Origin of the sequence: Acinetobacter sp. P8-3-8, from assembly GCF_000214135.1 — a bacterium.
Classification (GTDB): domain Bacteria; phylum Pseudomonadota; class Gammaproteobacteria; order Pseudomonadales; family Moraxellaceae; genus Acinetobacter.
Window position 1 is genome coordinate 35,435 of the sequence record NZ_AFIE01000022.1, and the last position, 15,733, is coordinate 51,167.

Genomic DNA, 15,733 nt, shown 5'->3' on the forward strand with positions numbered 1-15,733 from the left:
GTGAGCGTTAAATTGCATTATTGACGAAGCTTATTTCTTGTTTTGAAGTGGGACTATTTTTGAAGGCTATTCAGCAACTTTATCAATCAAATAGAAAATCTACTCAACTCAAGAAAGTCATCATGCTAAACTATCGCCATGTCTTTTAGACCTATAGCGATCATGTTCCAAAAAGAAATCTCTGAACTTAATTTAAAACAACTTAAAACAGGTGGAAAGCGTTGGATCGGCTCGATGCTCGGTTCTTCTGCAGCTTTATTATTTAAAGAAATTTCAGAGGAATCTGAACAACTATTTGTTTTAGTTGCAAGAAATAATCAACATTTAGGACAGCTTGAAAGCGAACTTGAATTTTACGGGATTAAACCCACAATTTTTCCTGATTGGGAAATATTGCCATACGATCGCTTATCTCCACATCAAGATATTGTTTCAGAACGTCTATCCATTCTTTCAAATATGCCTAAAAAGGGCATTTTATTGATTTCAGCAAGTACACTTGCGCAACGTGTTGCTCCAACCTCATGGGTGTTGGGAGAACATTTTGATATCAAAGTAGGGCAGAAATTTGATTTAGAACAACAAAAGCTTAAATTGGTTCAAGCAGGTTATCATCTGGTCGATACTGTTTATGATCACGGTGAATTTGCTGTACGTGGCAGTATCATGGATATTTATGCATCGGGTCAAAATGCGCCGATTCGTATTGATTTGTTTGATGACGAAATTGATAGCTTGAAGTTCTTCGATCCAGAAACACAACGCACCACAACAAAGTTGGATCGATTCACTGTTTTGCCTGCAAAAGAGTTTCCACTGAAAGAAGCACGTTCAGTTTTTCGTGATCGTTATGCAGAAAGCTTTCCAACTGCAAATCCTAAAAAGAATCCAATTTATCAAGATGTTTTAGACGGCATTGCATCACCGGGCTTAGATTTTTATTTCCCATTATTCTTTAGTAAAGAAGCGATGCAGTCACAAAGTAGTTTAACATCGTACTTACCAAGTAATGCGGTTGTCATTACAGATAAAAATATTGATGAAGGATTAACGAATTTTTGGAAAGATGTGATGCGACGTTATGAAGACCGTCGTCATAACGTTGATCAGCCTTTATTAGCACCAGAAGAAATCTTTTTACAACCCAATCAAATATTTGAATATTTAAATCAATTCTCAAGAATTATCGCATCCACTGAAGAAATTGAAAAAAAAGCAGGTGCGATTAATTTAAATGTAACAGAACCCCCAAAGTTACCTGTAGATCCTAAACAGGAAAAACCTTTTTCAGCGGTTAAGAAATATATTGATGCTGCAAATCATCCAGTTTTATTGGTCGCTGAAAGTGCGGGACGTCGTGAAACCCTGAAAGATGCGTTAAGGGCCAGTGTTGGGGAAATACCTGTTGTTGAAAATTTTGAAATATTCCGTAAATCAAACTTTTCAATTGCGATCACCAATGCACCTTTAGATCGTGGTTTGGTGGTTGTCGATCAGTTATCGGTGATTTCAGAAAACCAACTGTATGAACATCGTGTTGTCCAACGTCGTCGAAAACGTCAACAAGAAGTTTCAGAAGAGTTTTTGATTCGCAGTTTGACCGAACTGAGTATGGGAGCACCCGTTGTTCATATTGATCATGGGGTTGGCCGTTATGCAGGTTTAGTGACACTCAATATTGACGACCAAGATTATGAATTTCTTCAACTGAATTATGCAGATGAAGCCAAAGTCTATGTTCCAGTGACGCATTTGCATCTCATCAGTCGTTTTAGTGGTGGTGATCCTGATTTAGCACCATTGCATAAACTGGGTACAGATGCATGGAATAAAGCAAAACGTAAAGCTTTAGAACAGATTCATGATGTTGCAGCGGAACTATTACATATTCAAGCTCGTCGCCAAGCTAAACCAGGTATGAGTTTTGAACTTGAACAAAGTAGTTATATGCAATTCTCTAGTGGTTTTGCCTATGAAGAAACACTCGATCAAGCCAATGCGATTGAAGCCACTTTATATGATATGCAGTTGGCTAAACCGATGGATCGTTTGGTTTGTGGTGATGTTGGTTTTGGTAAAACCGAAGTTGCAATGCGAGCTGCTTTTGTCGCTGTACAAAATAACAAACAGGTCGCTGTACTTGTACCAACCACATTATTGGCACAACAACATTATGAATCTTTTAAAGATCGTTTTGCCGATTGGCCAATTCGTATAGAGGTACTTTCTCGTTTTGGAACCAATAAAACCCATACTAAAATTATTGAAGATTTGGCAAATGGCAAAGTTGATATCGTCATCGGTACACATAAAATTCTTCAAGAAAATGTGCAATTTAAAAACTTAGGTTTAATGATTGTCGATGAAGAACACCGCTTTGGTGTACGTGATAAAGAGCGCATTAAAGCGCTACGTGCTGATGTGGATATGTTGACCCTGACTGCGACCCCAATTCCACGTACTTTGAACATGGCTTTTAGTGGGATGCGTGATTTATCGATTATCGCAACACCACCTGCACGCCGTTTGGCTGTAAAAACATTTGTGAATGAGCAAACCAATGAAACCATGAAAGAGGCGATTCTTCGTGAATTGCTCCGTGGTGGACAGGTTTATATTTTACATAATGAAGTGGATACCATTGAACGAGCAGCTGAAAATATTCGTCATTTAGTGCCTGAAGCACGTGTAGCAGTCGCACATGGGCAAATGCGTGAACGTGAGTTAGAACAAGTGATGCAACAGTTCTATCACAAAGAATATAACGTTTTGGTGTGTTCTACGATCATTGAAACAGGGATTGATGTTCCAAATGCCAATACCATTATCATTGAACGTGCAGACAAGCTTGGTTTGGCGCAGTTACATCAATTACGTGGTCGTGTTGGACGTTCACACCACCAAGCCTATGCCTATCTGATGGTGCCATCAATTAAAGGGCTGAAAGGTGATGCGGAAAAACGTTTAGATGCAATTAGTCGAGCGTCTAATCTTGGTGCAGGTTTCATGCTAGCCACAGAAGATTTAGAAATTCGGGGTGCTGGGGAATTACTTGGCGAGCAACAAAGTGGTTCTATGCAAGCGATTGGTTATAGCTTGTATATGGAAATGTTGGAAAAAGCCACCAAAGCAATTCAAAATGGCAAAACTCCGAATTTCGATGCACCATTATCATTAACTGCTGAAATTAGCTTGCATATGCCTGCATTGATTCCAGATGATTATTTGGGTGATGTTCATCAACGTTTATTATTTTACAAGCGTATTAGTAATACTGATACGCAGGAAAAATTAGATAATATTCGCATGGAGCTGATAGACCGTTTTGGTGTGCCACCACAAGCAGTGAAGCAATTGTTTAATGTGCATCAAATTCGAATAAAAGCTGAATTCTTAGGTATTACCAAAATTGATATTGGTGCAAATGGTGGTGTTGTAGAATTTTCACCAGATACACCAGTCCAAGCGATGAGTATTATTCAACTTATGCAAAAACAACCGACCTATTATCGTATGGAAGGTGGTCAGCGTTTAAAAGTGATGGTGATGTTGGAAGAATACGAAAAGCGGATTCAGTTTATTCAAGAGTTATTAAATAAGCTGATTTCAGAGCTAAAGTGATTTGAATTCAACTTTGATTTTGCCTTTGCATGAATGATTTGTATCGGCTAATGTTATCGATAGTGCTGTTTAAATGTCCTGAACTGAGTGAATAAAAAGTGTCAACAGTTCAGGCAGATTACTCGATTTTGAAGTTCACTTAAAAATCATTGAAATATGAATGCACTATAAAAATAAATTACAGAAAATAATAGAAAAATTTAGTTCAAACATCTTGAAAAAAAATTATGATTCTTTAAAGTGTAATTGTGACTAAGTTCAGATTAATCTGTATTAATTTGTGCAGAAACACAAGCTAACTAATACTCACATGAAAACCGATGTGGTAGTATTGTCCATCATTTTAATTTTGCGTCATTTATAAAGATATGTTTAGTTTGCATCCACAACTTGCTCAAGATACTTTTTTTGTAGGCGATTTTCCGCTTTCAACATGTCGTTTAATGAATGATATGCAATTCCCGTGGTTGATTCTCATTCCACGTGTACCGGGTATTACAGAGCTTTATGAACTGAGTCAAGCAGATCAAGAGCAGTTTTTGCGTGAATCAAGTTGGTTGTCTAGTCAACTTTCTCGTGTTTTCCGTGCTGATAAAATGAATGTAGCAGCATTGGGGAATATGGTTCCGCAATTACATTTTCATCATGTTGTCCGTTATCAGAACGATGTGGCTTGGCCTAAACCAGTGTTTGGTCTTCAAGCAGTTCCATATACAAATGAAGTTTTAGCCCATATGCGTCAAACGCTGATGTTGGCTCTACGTGGTCAAGGTGATATGCCATTCGATTGGCGTATGGATTGATCCAGCAACACATGGAAGTGTTTAATAAATGACATTCGAGGTGAAATATTTTGCCATTTGACCGTATGTTAGATAAAGAGCCTAAGCAATTTGAAATATTCCAAAGATTTATGGGGTATCTAATTATTGCTTTGGTGGTTGTTATTTATTATTTCACTTCGCCGCTTGCGAATTATCAGATTTATGTACCTGTTTTCATCGCCTTTATTTTTCTTATAAGTCCAAAGCTTTCTCGCTGGCTTGAATATCGTTATGGATATAAAGCGAGAAAAAATATTTATTTTTTAATCGATGTAGTGGTGGTTTCTACTGCACTTGCTGCTGTTCATTTAAGTTTAGTTGTAACTTTTGTGCTGTTTTTTGCACTGATTTATACTGCAATCAACAATAAAATCTCATTTATGATGGGATCTTTAGCCACTTTAATTGCTTTTGTGGTTTTTTATACCAATATTATTTTTCTGTTTGGTTTTAATGGTTATTTCGAGCAGACCAGTATTGAACTTTCAGTTTTATCCTTTGTTAGTTTGATCATGTTCGTAAATATCGGAAATTATTACCAAAGTCGCCGTATGAAGAATGTCGAAAAGCAAAAGCAAACTTATTTTAATGAAATGAATCGTTATATTGAATTATCAAATCAGCTCAGTCGTTATGCGCCGTTACAATTGTGGCAAGCAATTATGCGTGGTGACTCTGAAGCGAAAATTGAATATAAGCGTAAAAAAATAACAGTATTCTTCTCCGATATTCAAGGTTTTACCGAACTGTCTGAAACACTGATCCCAGATGATTTAGCCTTTGTTTTAAATGATTATTTGAGTCATATGACTGAAATTGCGAAACAATATGGCGCAACCATTGATAAATTTATGGGTGATGCGATTTTGATTTTCTTTGGTGATCCAGATTCTCAAGGCGTAGAGCGAGATGCGAAAAACTGTATGGATATGGCTTTGGCAATGCGTCAACAAATGACATTTTTGCGAGAGCGTTGGGTGAAAATGGGTTATGCACCATTACATATCCGTATGGGAGTGAGTACAGGTTACTGCCACGTAGGAAACTATGGCGCAGTGCATCGGATGGCATATACCATTGTAGGGCGTGATGCGAATTTGGCTGCACGCTTACAATATGCTGCTGATATTGATGAAATTTTAATTTCTGAAGAAACATTCAAACTGGTTAAAAATGATTATCTCTGTGCACCTAAAGCACCGATTGAATTGAAGGGAATTCAAGGTAAAGTTCGTACTTGGCAAGTCATGGAAAAATATTCAGCTGGTAAAAATGAAAATCAACAATGGTTTGATTATGAGTATAAAGGTTTTCATTTGGTGCTTAATTTAGAAGAAGTACAAAATTTTGAATATACCGAATTGGTTGAAGTTTTAGAGAAAATGGTGCAACGTATTAAAATTCAGCAACAGTTAACCAATTCTCAAGGTGTTGCGAAATTAAATGCTGAAGATGAAGTGAAGTCGAGTTATTTGATCTAATTGATCTGTCATTTGCTTTGTTTTGTTGAATATAAGCCATAAAAAACCACTCATTAGAGTGGTTTTTTTAAGGCATGCAATTTTCTGTCTGAGAATTAATGGTTCTCTGAAGCATGATTGATGGTGTATTTTGGAATTTCAATTTCCATATCTTCATCAGTAATTTTAACTTGGCAAGAAAGGCGAGAGTCTGGTTCTAAGCCCCAAGCACGGTCAAGTAAGTCAGCTTCTACATCATCCATTTCATCAAGATTATCAAAGCCTTTGCGTACTACGACATGGCAAGTTGTACATGCTTTTGACATATCACAAGCATGCTCAATTTTGATGCCATTATCGAGTAAGCTTTGACAAAGGTTGGCATTTTCTTCAACTTCAAACTCAGCACCATTCGGGCAAATTGTTGCGTGAGGTAGAACTTTAATACGTGGCATAGTCTTTACCTATCATTTAGTTTGAGTTTGACCAGTCATCAAGTTTAGTGCCTTTTAAAGCATGATCAATATGTTGATTCATACGTTCAGCAGCAAAAGCATCGCTATGAACTTTTAACTGTTCAACGGCATGTTCAATGGCTTTGATGTCATCTGTTTCAAGTTGTGCTTTTAATTGTGCAGTTGCTTGATTAAGTAAATCTAATTGTTCTGAACTTAAAAGTTGCGCATCAACTTTTAAAGCCTGTTCTAAAGCTTCAAGTTCACGACGAGCTTCAACTTTGGTTTCATTCAGATGGCGAAGATTTTTATCTTCTTCTGCAAATTTATAACCATCTAAAAGTAAACGTTCAGTATCTGTTTCAGACAATCCATAAGAAGGTTTGATATCAATCTGCGCATGTACACCTGAAGTCGTTTCTTTGGCAGATACAGTGAGTAAACCATCAGCATCTACTTGGAAAGTCACTTCAATACGTGCTTGACCAGCAGTCATTGGGGGAATGCCACGTAAAACAAAACGTCCTAAGCTACGACAGTGTTCTACGAGATCACGTTCACCTTGTACCACATGAATCAACATGGCAGTTTGACCATCTTGATAAGTGGTAAATTCTTGGCGACGCGCTACTGGAATGGCGGTATTACGTGAAATTAAGCGTTCAACCAATCCACCCATGGTTTCTAGACCCAGTGAAAGAGGAGTGACATCAAGGAGTAAAGAGCCATCTTTTGAATTACCAATCAATTGATTGGCTGTAATGGCTGCACCAATCGCAACGACTTCATCTGGATTAATTGTGCAAAGCGGTTCTTGGTTAAAAACAGCTTTTACAGCATTTTGTACAGCATAAGATCGTGTAGAGCCACCAACCAAAACAACATTTTGAATATCGTCTAGTTCTAATTTGGCATCACGCATGACACGTTTGCACACGCTGATGGTTTTATCTAATGCAACTTTAATAATATCTTCAAATGTGTTTCGATCTAAAGTTAAGCTGTGATTAAGTACTTTAATATCAACAGATTCAGCATCACTTAATGATTCTTTGGCTTTGCGAGCAGAAACAAGAAAATGTGCATATTCAGCATCATCTAATGTATCAATATTGAGTTGTTTTTTCGCCCATTTCACAATTAGGCGGTCTAAATCATCACCACCCAGAGCCGTATGACCACCTGTAGCTAAAACTTCGAATACGCCTTGAGAAAAACGTAAAATCGAAACGTCGAAAGTACCACCACCTAAGTCATAAATCACATAATTGCGATCATTTTCAAGGTTACTTTCTTGATCTAAACCGTAAGCAACAGCAGCAGCAGTGGGTTCATTAAGTAAACGTAATACATTTAAACCTGCTAGCTCAGCAGCATCACGTGTTGCTTGGCGTTGTGCTTCATCAAAATAAGCAGGAACAGTAATCACTGCACCATTCACAGGATTGTTTAAGCTTTTTTCAGCACGATCTTTGAGTTGTTTTAAAATTTCTGCTGATATTTCTACGGGTGTTTTGCGTCCCTGAATGGTTTCGAAAGCTGGCATTTCATTGTCCGCACCTACGAGGTGGTATGGATGTTGAAATTTAATATCCGCTTTAGAGCGTCCCATGAAACGTTTAACTGAAACAATGGTATTTTTTGGGTCTGTTGTGATGAATGGTTTTGCTGCATCGCCATATTCAGTTGTATTTTTTGAATAATGGGCAATAGATGGCAGAAGTACACGACCTTGTTCATCATTGAGGACTTTAGCTTTTCCAGACAATACTGTGGCAACTAAAGAATGCGTTGTTCCTAGATCAATACCAATTGCAATACGGTGTTCATGTGGCGCACTTGATTGACCTGGTTCAGCAATTTGCAAGAGTGCCATGTGTTACATCCTTAAAATATACTAGCTTTAAAATATACAAAATAGCGCGTTAGGTGAATGAGTAAAAATCAGAAATTAAAAATCGTCATCTAAATCAAAGTCTTCATCATCTAAAAGTCGATCTTCAGCTTTTTCAATATCGTTCATGACTTTTTGGAAAAAACGCAATTTACGCACAGTATCTCGTGCTTCAGCCCAATCTTCATCAACATAATCAATTTTGAACTCACGAACCAAGCCATCAATCCATTGCTTTACTTCGTTTTTGAGTGAATTTAATTGTTCTGTAGAGCTTGCTTCATCCAATTGTTCACGGATTTCTAAAGCAGATTGCAGAAACTCAAAATCACTAATCGATTGATCGAGATGATAGTCTTGTTTTTTGAGTGCTAATAGGTAAGCGGCTCGACTGTCCACGTTGGATAAAGCTTTATAGGCTTGATTAATTTCACTTGATTTAATCAGAGCTTGATCTTTATCTTCGGCTTTATCAGGATGATATTGTTGTTGCAATTTTAAAAAATTAGTTTTTAAGGTTGCTTGATCAATATCGAGTGCTTCTGGGAGATTAAACAGCTCAAAATGACTCATGGGAGATACTCATCCACGATGTTTTGCAAGAAAACGGTATAAATAAATATGATTAAAACAGTGCGGAACACTGTTTTAATGTGAAAAGTGCAGGGGTTATTAAACAGTGAAAGATTCACCGCAACCACATTCACCTTTTTTGTTTGGGTTATTAAACTCGAAGCCTTCATTTAGACCATTTTTTACATAGTCCATTTCCATGCCTTCGAGATAAACCAAACTTTTTGGATCTACAAAAACTTTAACACCAAACTGTTCGAAAATTTGATCATGTGTATCTATGTCATCAACAAATTCAAGCACATAAGCTAAGCCAGAACAGCCTGAAGTTTTCACACCAAGACGAATACCTTCACCCTTACCGCGATTTTTTAAATAATTGCTGATATGAGTTGCAGCATTTTCAGTTAAATGGATCATGAAAACTCCGTTATAAAATGATCTGTAAAATAAACCTACAGATATTAGGCTTTAGTTTTCTTGCTACGGTAATCTTCAACAGCAGCTTTAATGGCATCTTCTGCAAGTACAGAACAGTGTACTTTTACAGGAGGAAGAGCAAGTTCAGTTGCGATATCAATGTTTTTGATTGCCTGAGCTTCGTCTAAAGTTTTGCCTTTCAACCATTCAGTTACAAGTGAACTTGAAGCGATTGCAGAACCACAACCATAAGTCTTAAAGCGTGCTTCTTCAATGACACCATTATCATCCACTTGGATTTGAAGGCGCATAACATCGCCACAAGCTGGTGCACCGACCATACCTGTACCAACATTTTCTGCGTTTTTATCTAAAACACCTACATTACGAGGGTTTTCGTAATGATCAATTACTTTTTCACTATAAGCCATGATGCTTCTCCAAACCTCGGGGTCAGCGTTGATAATATGTATTGCTACAGTCTAATATGAGGGCATTTTACTGATTTTCAATAAAATGCCGAGTTTTGATTATGATTAGTGTTCAGCCCATTCGACTGTACTTAAATCAATTCCTTCTTTGTACATATCCCAAAGAGGAGAAAGTGCACGTAATTTTTCAACGGCAGCTTTGGTGATTTCAATAACATGGTCAATGTCAGCTTCAGTTGTGTAATGACCAAAACTGAAACGGATCGAGCTGTGTGCCAATTCGTCAGACAGACCGAGTGCACGAAGTACATAAGAAGGTTCTAATGTTGCAGAAGTACATGCTGAACCTGATGATACCGCAGCATCTTTCAATGCCATCATCAATGATTCACCTTCAACAAAGTTAAAGCTTACATTCAGATAGTTCGCAACATTATAAACAGGGTGTCCATTGAGGAAGACTTGTTCTAAACCTTGTAAACCATTCCAAAGTTTGTCACGAAGTACACGTAAACGTGCTTGTTCAGCTTGTAAATTTTTGCCAGCAAGTTCAAATGCTTCACCCATACCAACGATTTGATGCGTTGCAAGTGTGCCTGAACGCATACCACGTTCATGACCACCACCATGCATTTGCGCTTTGATACGAACACGTGGGCTACGACGTACAAATAAAGCACCGATCCCTTTTGGACCATAAACTTTATGTGCAGAGAAGCTCATCAAGTCTACTTTCATTTTTGTTAGGTCGATTTCAACTTTACCAGCAGCTTGTGCAGCATCAACATGGAAATACGTTTTATTGGCACGCGTCAATTCACCGATAGCAGCAACGTCAGTCACAGTACCAATTTCGTTGTTGACCATCATCAGTGAAACAAGAATCGTATCTGGGCGTAATGCAGCTTGAACCATTTCAGGTGTAATTAGACCTGTTTGTGGTTCTGGTTCAAGATAAGTAATCTCAAAACCTTCTTCTTCTAGTTCACGACAAGTATCTAAAATTGCTTTATGTTCAATTTTACTTGTGATGATGTGTTTGCCTTTTGATCCGTAAAATTGCGCAATACCTTTAAGCGCAAGATTATCTGATTCTGTTGCACCAGAAGTCCATACGATTTCACGTGGGTCAGCTTTAATTAAATTTGCGACTTGCTCACGTGCATATTCAACTTTTTCTTCAGCTTGCCATCCATAAGCATGGGAGCGAGATGCTGCATTACCGAATGTACCGTCAAAGGTTAAACATTCCATCATGCGTTCTGCTACTTGAGGATCAACAGGTGTAGTTGCTGCGTAGTCAAGATAAATCGGACGTTTCATGTCAAATACCTGTAACCGATAATAGGGCTGAATCAAGGGGAGCTGAATTTTGGCGAACGGCAACGGTTTGCACGTTGTCACGAGCGACTAAATCTGCAAGCGTGATGTTAGCTAGATAATCGGCAATATGGAGAGAGAGTTCTTGCCATAAATCATGAGTTAAGCACATTGCACCATTTTGGCAGTTTCCTTTATGGTCACAACGTGTTGCATCAACTGTTTCGTTTACGGCTTCAATAATTTCTAAGACAGTAATTTCTTCAGCACTACGCGCTAAGTGATAGCCACCATTTGCACCACGGACGCTTGAAACCAAACCATGACGCTTTAATTTTGCGAACAATTGCTCAAGGTAAGCGACTGAGATTGTTTGGCGGGCAGCAATTTCTGCAAGCGTTATCGTTTGTTCAGCTGGCTGCAATGCTAAGTCAAGTAGTGCAGTCACTGCGTAGCGACCGCGAGTAGTTAGGCGCATGATTCGATACACATGTTTTAGACTAGATGTTCGAATTTTATGAATCCTGACTAAAATAGTCAAGTATTTTTGAAGTTAATTCTGACTAATTTAGTCAGAATTTGTAATTATTCATTTTATTGCAGATTCTCTTAAGAATTAAGAAAAAATCTGCCATAAATTATACACGATTAACGCTATAAATAGAAAGCCTACTACGCCAAAAGCAGTATTCATTCGCGCTTGATTTTGTTTCATACGCTTAATACGGTTTTGATATTGCTTCACTTCGACCTGTAGTGTATTGATTTTAGAGCGTTGTTGGTCAATTTTTTCTAAAAGAGGGGCAATACGCTTTTTTGAAGCACGTGTTTCATTATCATCATCAGGGTGGGTTAACCAGTGCTTCCAGTCAGACAATAGCTTTGGCGCTGTTAAATGAATGACTAAATCACGAAATTGGTCTTTAAGATCAACACTACCTTCCAAACGCATTTTTTTCATACTGCGACGGTTGGCAAATACAAAGATTTGTATTAAATCAAGTAAAGTGCTGCTTGCGGTTAAGTCCACATCTTTTTCGAAAGGATGTAAATCGAATAATATTCCACGATCTGTAAATTGAATATAAAAATCAAAATAGGGGATGTAGCTATTCACTTTAATGGTAATTTGTTGTGCAACAAATGTTTTTGCCTGTAAGCGAACAACACGATCATGCTTCAATACGAAAGAATAAATTGTCTCCAATATAATCATGACAATGTTTAGCAACAAACGAGTTTGACCTTGTTTTTGTTGCGCATCATTCATATAAAATTCCTATAGCAAAACAGAGAGTCCGATCTCTTAAATCAAAAAAGTGAATTCATTCACAAAATTCATTTACAAAAAATATTCTCAAAAAAACAACACTCAATTTTCTAAGATGGTTAGGAAAATATTTATCGCATAACCATTGTTGAATTGCAAAGTGTTACTTAACATTAAATAATTACTTTTGCTTTGTAGAACAGTTTAGCAAAAGGTTCAATACTTTTATTTGATATTATAGAGATATTTTCTACATAATTTGGTCATTTAAGCGATTAAATGCAGGAGTGCGGGGCAGATGGAGCAAGATATGAAAAATAACAGTGTAGAACAATCAGATCAAAGTCAGGATCGAAAGGAGCAGATTTCAGCTCAACAACGAAATAAATTTCAAAAAAAATCGGCTTTAGATTTTAGAAAATATACCAAGCAAATCTGGTTGGCAGGCTTGGGTGCTTTTTCTCGCGCAGAAGAAGAAGGCAATAAATTATTTGATTCATTGGTGAAAGTTGGTGAAGAGCTTGAATCTAAAACGGTTGAAGTCACTGATCAAACCGTGAATAAAGTCGCCGAAAAGACCAAGGAGTCTGTGACGGATACTAAAGATAAAGTCGAAAAAATTATCGATCAAAGTGTGAACCACTCACTTAACCGAATTGGCTTAGTGACTGCAAAAGATTTACAACATTTAGAAAACTTAATTTTACAGTTACATAGCAAGGTTGATGCACTGGTAGATGAGAATAAAAACTTACGTGAACAATTGCTAAAAAAATGAAATAATTGCTGTGAAAGTAAAAAAATCTCATTTTTTGGTCATAATTTTTGTGAAAAGCATGTTTGGAGTCTTGCGTTTTCCCCCAAAGCATTGCTATAAAGTCGTCATGGCCTTTGATCTACAGCCTTGGAACTTAAACAAACGATATAAGAGGACGTAATCTTCATGAATAAATCAGAATTAATCGACGCGATTGCAGAGAAAGGGGGATTGTCTAAGTCTGATGCAGGTAAAGCATTAGATGCGACTATTGCTTCAATCGGTGAAGCACTTAAAACGGGTGATACAGTTACTTTAGTTGGTTTTGGTACTTTCAGTGTGAAAGACCGTGCTGCACGTACAGGGCGCAACCCGAAAACTGGTGAAGAACTACAAATTAAAGCAAGCAAAGTTCCTAGCTTTAAAGCAGGTAAAGGATTAAAAGATTCAGTAGCTTAATCTTTTGTTGCTATAGGCGCGCCCAAGTGGCGCGTTTTTTATAAAAAATTGTCGAATTATAATAGATTGCTCATTCATTCATTTCTTAATTTCAGTTAGAATCCCTACGAAATAAAATATTGGAATACTCATGGAATCGTTTCGTACGCTCATAAGGGGCTGGTTTGGTAAAGTTCTCCTTGTGTTATTTTTAGCGCCATTTGCTGTCGTCGGTATCGAAGGTTATTTCAGCGGTGGGCAAAAAGAAGACGTAGCTAAAACCGTTAATGGTCAAGATATTTCGAAAAAAGATTTAGAAGCGCAAACAAAAGCGTATAAAGATCAATTACTACAACGCTTAAATGGCGATGAGTCTTTGCTCAATCAATCTTATATTCAAAATACTGTTCTTGATAATTTAATTGCACGTTCATTGCTTATTCAGCAAGCGGACAAGCTGGGTATTTCATTAAGCGATGCGCAAATTGAGCAAATGATCGCTCAACAACCAAGTTTTCAAGAAAATGGTAAATTTTCACAAAATTTGTATGCGAACTATTTGCGTTCAGTGGGCATGACCAATCAAACGTTGATTGCGAGTTTACGTCAAGACCATGCTTTGAAAATGTTGATGACAACATTTACTGATTATGCATTGGTAAGCAAAACCGATATTCAGCAGATTGCAAACTTACAAACAGAACAGCGTGAATTATTTCTATCAAGTGTGAAACTTGATGAATATAAAGCTGGTGTTAAAGTAACGAATCAGGAAATTACTGATTACTACAACAAACATCAAAATAAATTCAAGCAAGTTGCTTCTGTTGATGTTGATTATGTTGTTTTAAGTCCTGCGACTTTGACTCAACCGAATACGGCCGTATCTGATGCAGAATTAAAACAAGCGTATGAGCAGTTTGTAGAAAAACAAAACAAAGATGCTAAACGTGATGTTAAACATATTTTGATCACTTTGGATAATCGCACACCTGAGCAAGCTGAAAAAATTGCCAATGATGTCTATGCGAAAATTCAAGCTGGAACTTCATTTGCAGACGCAGCAGCACAATATTCAGAAGATCCAGATTCTAAAGCCAAAGGTGGCGCACTTGCAGCATATGCACCAGGCGTATTTGGTACGGATTTTGACAATGCAGTTTTGACCACTGCAAATGGGCAAGTGTCTAAACCTGTAAAAACACAGTTTGGTTATCATTTACTAGAAGTACAAACAGTTGCAGGTGCAATACCGTCATTTGAAGCTAAAAAGGCTGAATTAACGGCTGAAGTATTGAAAAGCAAATCTGCAAATTATTTCGCAGATACGGTGAATACTTTAAATGAACAAGTAGTGAGTGGCGACAGCTTAGATGTAATTCCTGAAGCGATTAAAACGGTGAAAGTTGAATCTGCAAATGGTGTAACTTTAGGAACAACCAATCCTGTATTTGCTGACCCTGCAGTTAAATCTAAATTGTTTAGTGAAGATGTGAAAGCGGGTAATCAAACTGCGTCAAGTAACATTCAAACTGCAAATGGTGATACTGTTTGGATTAAAGTACGCAAGTATCATGCAGCAGGCGTTCAGCCTTTGGCACAAGCAACTGCACAGGTTAAAGCGCAACTTATTGAGCAAAAAGCGTTTGATGCTGCACATGCGAAACTGAATGCAATGTTGGCAGACTTCAAAAAACTTCCTGCGCAAGATGTGACGAAGAAATATCAATACAACTTCGTACATGCAGGCACTTTTACACGTTCGCAAGGTTTGAAACGTCAAATTGAACGTGCTGCATTCAGCCAGCCTACACCTAAAGCAGGTATGTGGTCTGTGACGACTGCTAAACTACCTGATGAATTGGTTGTAGTTGCGGTATCAAATGTGAAGCAAACACCTCTTGATGCGTTGAGTCCTGCTGAAGTTGAACAATTGACTCAGATGTATCAAAAATTTCGTGGTGATCAAATGCTTGATGATTACTCTCGTTATTTAAAATCACATGCAAAAATTAAATAATTTTGCATTTAATTCGAGTTTGGAAATAAATTAATTTTATTTCACAAAACGCCCAATGAATTTCATTGGGCGTTTTGTTTTTTAAATGCTTTTAGAAAATTAAAGATTCTAATTTCTTAGATTTTTAGAAAATTCGAGTTGTGATTACAATGGGAGTTCCCTCTCCTTTATAAAGGATGAGCGTTATTACGCGCAAGAGGGAGAGGATTTATATGATAAATCTCCCTCATCCTAACCTTCTCCCAGAGGG

The 15,733-nt window shown here is 37.4% G+C and carries 14 protein-coding genes; 6 read left to right on the top strand and 8 right to left on the bottom strand.

Translation table 11 applies throughout. The features are described 5' to 3' along the window. Nucleotides 1–162: 162 nt before the first annotated feature. The 3 genes from mfd (at nt 163) to GGG_RS0110690 (ending at nt 5,926) form a co-directional block, all read left to right on the top strand. Nucleotides 163–3,621, top strand: coding sequence for a transcription-repair coupling factor (gene mfd, locus GGG_RS0110680; protein WP_010114764.1), 3,459 nt, complete (start codon nt 163–165; stop codon nt 3,619–3,621). Nucleotides 3,622–3,989: 368 nt separating this feature from the next. Beyond that, a complete protein-coding gene (locus GGG_RS0110685) occupies nt 3,990–4,424 on the top strand; it encodes an HIT domain-containing protein (protein WP_004830893.1) in 435 nt (144 codons plus the stop codon). Nucleotides 4,425–4,474: 50 nt separating this feature from the next. After that, entirely contained in the window at nt 4,475–5,926 is a 1,452-nt protein-coding gene (locus GGG_RS0110690) for an adenylate/guanylate cyclase domain-containing protein (protein ID WP_010114771.1), read from the top strand. Nucleotides 5,927–6,021: 95 nt separating this feature from the next. On the opposite strand, the gene fdx is transcribed toward GGG_RS0110690, so the two are convergent. From fdx to GGG_RS0110730, 8 genes are all read right to left on the bottom strand, one after another. Continuing rightward, a complete protein-coding gene (fdx, locus tag GGG_RS0110695) occupies nt 6,022–6,360 on the bottom strand; it encodes an ISC system 2Fe-2S type ferredoxin (protein ID WP_010114772.1) in 339 nt (112 codons plus the stop codon). A 16-nt stretch (nt 6,361–6,376) separates the two neighbouring features. After that, nucleotides 6,377–8,236, bottom strand: a complete 1,860-nt coding sequence (hscA, locus tag GGG_RS0110700) for a Fe-S protein assembly chaperone HscA (protein ID WP_010114773.1) — start codon at nt 8,234–8,236, stop codon at nt 6,377–6,379. Between the two features lie 75 nt (nt 8,237–8,311). After that, nucleotides 8,312–8,827 carry a Fe-S protein assembly co-chaperone HscB gene (gene hscB / locus GGG_RS0110705; protein ID WP_010114774.1) on the bottom strand — a complete coding sequence of 172 codons (516 nt, stop codon included), beginning with the start codon at nt 8,825–8,827 and terminating at the stop codon, nt 8,312–8,314. A gap of 99 nt (nt 8,828–8,926) precedes the next feature. After that, complete coding sequence (iscA, locus tag GGG_RS0110710; protein WP_010114775.1) at nt 8,927–9,247, bottom strand: iron-sulfur cluster assembly protein IscA; 321 nt, start codon at nt 9,245–9,247, stop codon at nt 8,927–8,929. A 44-nt stretch (nt 9,248–9,291) separates the two neighbouring features. Then, a complete protein-coding gene (iscU, locus tag GGG_RS0110715; protein WP_005010233.1) occupies nt 9,292–9,678 on the bottom strand; it encodes a Fe-S cluster assembly scaffold IscU in 387 nt (128 codons plus the stop codon). Between the two features lie 105 nt (nt 9,679–9,783). After that, nucleotides 9,784–11,001 (bottom strand): IscS subfamily cysteine desulfurase, encoded by a 1,218-nt coding sequence (locus GGG_RS0110720; RefSeq protein WP_010114779.1) that lies wholly within the window; start codon nt 10,999–11,001, stop codon nt 9,784–9,786. A gap of 1 nt (nt 11,002) precedes the next feature. After that, a complete protein-coding gene (locus GGG_RS0110725; RefSeq protein WP_010114782.1) occupies nt 11,003–11,476 on the bottom strand; it encodes an Rrf2 family transcriptional regulator in 474 nt (157 codons plus the stop codon). Nucleotides 11,477–11,614: 138 nt separating this feature from the next. Then, complete coding sequence (locus GGG_RS0110730; protein WP_010114784.1) at nt 11,615–12,268, bottom strand: hypothetical protein; 654 nt, start codon at nt 12,266–12,268, stop codon at nt 11,615–11,617. A gap of 310 nt (nt 12,269–12,578) precedes the next feature. Between GGG_RS0110730 and GGG_RS0110735 the strand changes: the two genes are divergently transcribed. The 3 genes from GGG_RS0110735 (at nt 12,579) to GGG_RS0110745 (ending at nt 15,483) form a co-directional block, all read left to right on the top strand. Next, nucleotides 12,579–13,046 carry a phasin family protein gene (locus GGG_RS0110735; RefSeq protein ID WP_034599366.1) on the top strand — a complete coding sequence of 156 codons (468 nt, stop codon included), beginning with the start codon at nt 12,579–12,581 and terminating at the stop codon, nt 13,044–13,046. A gap of 165 nt (nt 13,047–13,211) precedes the next feature. Continuing rightward, nucleotides 13,212–13,484, top strand: a complete 273-nt coding sequence (locus GGG_RS0110740) for an HU family DNA-binding protein (protein WP_010114788.1) — start codon at nt 13,212–13,214, stop codon at nt 13,482–13,484. Nucleotides 13,485–13,614: 130 nt separating this feature from the next. After that, entirely contained in the window at nt 13,615–15,483 is a 1,869-nt protein-coding gene (locus GGG_RS0110745) for a SurA N-terminal domain-containing protein (RefSeq protein ID WP_010114790.1), read from the top strand. The last annotated feature ends 250 nt before the right edge of the window (nt 15,484–15,733 follow it).

Excerpts from the sequence above, each read along its gene's own strand:
- mfd (WP_010114764.1), top strand. The coding sequence starts at position 163 with ATGTTCCAAAAAGAAATCTCTGAACTTAATTTAAAACAACTTAAAACA.
- GGG_RS0110685 (WP_004830893.1), top strand. The coding sequence starts at position 3,990 with ATGTTTAGTTTGCATCCACAACTTGCTCAAGATACTTTTTTTGTAGGC.
- fdx (WP_010114772.1), bottom strand. The coding sequence starts at position 6,360 with ATGCCACGTATTAAAGTTCTACCTCACGCAACAATTTGCCCGAATGGT.
- hscA (WP_010114773.1), bottom strand. The coding sequence starts at position 8,236 with ATGGCACTCTTGCAAATTGCTGAACCAGGTCAATCAAGTGCGCCACAT.
- hscB (WP_010114774.1), bottom strand. The coding sequence starts at position 8,827 with ATGAGTCATTTTGAGCTGTTTAATCTCCCAGAAGCACTCGATATTGAT.
- iscA (WP_010114775.1), bottom strand. The coding sequence starts at position 9,247 with ATGATCCATTTAACTGAAAATGCTGCAACTCATATCAGCAATTATTTA.
- iscU (WP_005010233.1), bottom strand. The coding sequence starts at position 9,678 with ATGGCTTATAGTGAAAAAGTAATTGATCATTACGAAAACCCTCGTAAT.
- GGG_RS0110720 (WP_010114779.1), bottom strand. The coding sequence starts at position 11,001 with ATGAAACGTCCGATTTATCTTGACTACGCAGCAACTACACCTGTTGAT.
- GGG_RS0110725 (WP_010114782.1), bottom strand. The coding sequence starts at position 11,476 with ATGCGCCTAACTACTCGCGGTCGCTACGCAGTGACTGCACTACTTGAC.
- GGG_RS0110730 (WP_010114784.1), bottom strand. The coding sequence starts at position 12,268 with ATGAATGATGCGCAACAAAAACAAGGTCAAACTCGTTTGTTGCTAAAC.
- GGG_RS0110735 (WP_034599366.1), top strand. The coding sequence starts at position 12,579 with ATGAAAAATAACAGTGTAGAACAATCAGATCAAAGTCAGGATCGAAAG.
- GGG_RS0110740 (WP_010114788.1), top strand. The coding sequence starts at position 13,212 with ATGAATAAATCAGAATTAATCGACGCGATTGCAGAGAAAGGGGGATTG.
- GGG_RS0110745 (WP_010114790.1), top strand. The coding sequence starts at position 13,615 with ATGGAATCGTTTCGTACGCTCATAAGGGGCTGGTTTGGTAAAGTTCTC.